Origin of the sequence: Nonomuraea mangrovi, from assembly GCF_042681425.1 — a bacterium.
GTDB lineage: Bacteria > Actinomycetota > Actinomycetes > Streptosporangiales > Streptosporangiaceae > Nonomuraea > Nonomuraea mangrovi.
The window spans coordinates 1-2204 of sequence record NZ_JBHUFV010000086.1 but is presented as its reverse complement, the minus strand read 5'-3'; the positions used below and the strand labels follow the sequence as shown (position 1 = coordinate 2204).

The window sequence follows — 2204 nt, the reverse complement described above, 5'->3', positions numbered from 1 at the left end:
GAATGCCCGCGTATGAGGTTCCTATCGTGGGGACCTGTGACGATCTTCGAGGCGGGCCCACCCAGCCAAGATCGACCCGGACGACGGCCCCCACCTTGGGATTCCGCTGCTGTTCATGGGCGTAGTGCCGGTGGCGATACTGGCGATGGAGCTGCACATCGGCCGTGAATGCACGTGGACAGTGCTGGACGGATGTCCCCGTTGTGGCGTCTCTCCCTGCGGGTGTAGCGCGAACGAAGTCCCGCCTTGTGGCACACGCATGACCAGCCGGGCCGTCGCACGTTAGACACTCCGTCTGCATTTTCCGGGAGATGTTCTGCATTGCCTGATTCGGCTATAGGGTCGGGTCCATCACGATCAGCCAGCCCGGGAGATGAGCCTGTGTCTTCGTCTTCACCCCCTCCTCATGCGGCGGACGAGTCCGCCCCGGCCGTGGGCGAGCGTCTGGAATGGCTGATCGCTCACATCCGTGATGCCGACACCACACAGTTCTTCACCGCCGTCGTTCAAGAGGCTGTGAATCAGCGGGCGGCGAAGTCCTGCGTCCAGTAGATCTGCCCCTTCGCGTCCTTGGCCGCGCCCACCCCGATGAGGGTGTACGAGCAGTTCATGATGTTCTTCCGGTGGCCGTCGCTGTTCATCCAGCCCTTGACCACCTCGACCGCCGACCGCTGCCCCATGGCGATGTTCTCGCCCAAGGCCGAGCCGGTGAAGCCGGTCGCACGAATGCGGTCCGCCATGTCGCGGCCGTCCTGGGAGTCGTGGTCGAAGTAGTCGTTCTTCGCCATGTCGGCCGAGTGCCCGAACGCTGCCCTGCGCAGCCGCGCGTCGTGCTTGAGCGGGTGGCAGCCTCCCTTGACCCGCTCGGCGTTGGTCAGCCGGACGACCTCGTTCTCCAATGCCGTGCCGACGGAGGAGATGGCCTCTTTCTGCTCGGAAACCGGCGGCGCCCCTGTCTCCCGCGTCGTGGGGGTGGGGGTTGGGGTGACGCAGGTCAGTTGTACGGCCTTGGACTTGGCGGTGCCACCCCGGTAGTCGGTGGCGACCGCATAGTACGTGCCCGGCTTGCAGGGCATCGTCAGGGTGATGCGGCCCTTCCTGGTGGCGCCGCTTTTGACGACCGGATCGTCGCCGGGGATGGCGCGCTTGACCTGGATGCGCAGCAGCGCCGGGCGCACACAGCCACGGCGGACGGCCGAGGTCTGGATTCTGAGCGTGGAGGTGCCCGGCCTGGCCACGCTCACGCGGCACTCGTCCGATTCGGAGGCCGGCTCGGGAGCCGCCTCCTCGGTCTGCGTCGGTGTCGAGGCCGGCGCCGCACCCTCCGCCGACGCGGTCACCTCCGGCGCTGCTCCGGCCGCCCCGCCAGTCGACGGGGTGCAGGAGGCGAGGCTGGCGACGACGGCGAGTACCCCGAGGGGTCGACGCATGAGGGATCCTCCGGTGGAGGGAGACGGTGGTGGTCCCGCATTCTGTCGGATCCAATACCGACTTGTCACGACAATACGGACATTTCACGCTGTGGGTAACCTCAACTCAGCACCCAACGCCGGGCCGAGCCCGTACATGTACGACCTGTGCGCCTGCCGAAAACTCTATCCATCCAGGTCAAGCGGCATGTGAGTACTCGTGGAGAACCCCGCCGAGCCGATCTCGTCGGCGTATGTTCAGGTCATCGATTCGCTTCGGATCAGTGATCGGATCTGGGACGGTACGCAGTGGTGCCGCTTGGGCCAGGGCTTGGTGGGCGCGTTGCTGGTTGTAAACCCGTTCGTACTCGAGCAGGGCGTGCCGCAGGTGGCGTTCGTTCCAGATCAGGCAGGGGTCCAGAAACTCGCGGCGGCAGGACTGCACCCATCGCTCCATGACCGCGTTCATGCGCGGCATCCGGATCCCGGTGAGCACGGTCTGGATGCTTGCGTCGGACAGGATCTCGTCCATGAGGGCCGGGAACTTGGCATCCCGGTCTCGGATCAGATAGCGCGCCCGGCAGCCCGCATCCTCCAGATCCATCACGAGATTCTTGATCGCCTGGATGACCCAGCTCGCGTTCGGGTGCGCGGTAGTGCCCAGCACTCGAACGCGCCTGGTGGCGTGCTCGATGACCGCCAGGATGTACTGGCGCTGCAAGTTCAAAGTGATTGAGGTGCCAAACAGATTCCGGACAGTCGGCTACATAAGCTGACAGAAGTCTGGAAGAGGTA

The 2204-nt window shown here is 65.2% G+C and carries 2 protein-coding genes; both read right to left on the bottom strand.

What is annotated here, in order from left to right; genetic code table 11:
• Positions 1-521: 521 nt before the first annotated feature.
• On the bottom strand, positions 522-1430 hold the full coding sequence (locus tag ACFSKW_RS49875; protein ID WP_379582030.1) for a CAP domain-containing protein: 909 nt from the start codon (positions 1428-1430) through the stop codon (positions 522-524).
• Between the two features lie 178 nt (positions 1431-1608).
• Complete coding sequence (locus tag ACFSKW_RS49870) at positions 1609-2130, bottom strand: integrase core domain-containing protein (RefSeq protein WP_379582029.1); 522 nt, start codon at positions 2128-2130, stop codon at positions 1609-1611.
• Positions 2131-2204 lie beyond the last annotated feature (74 nt).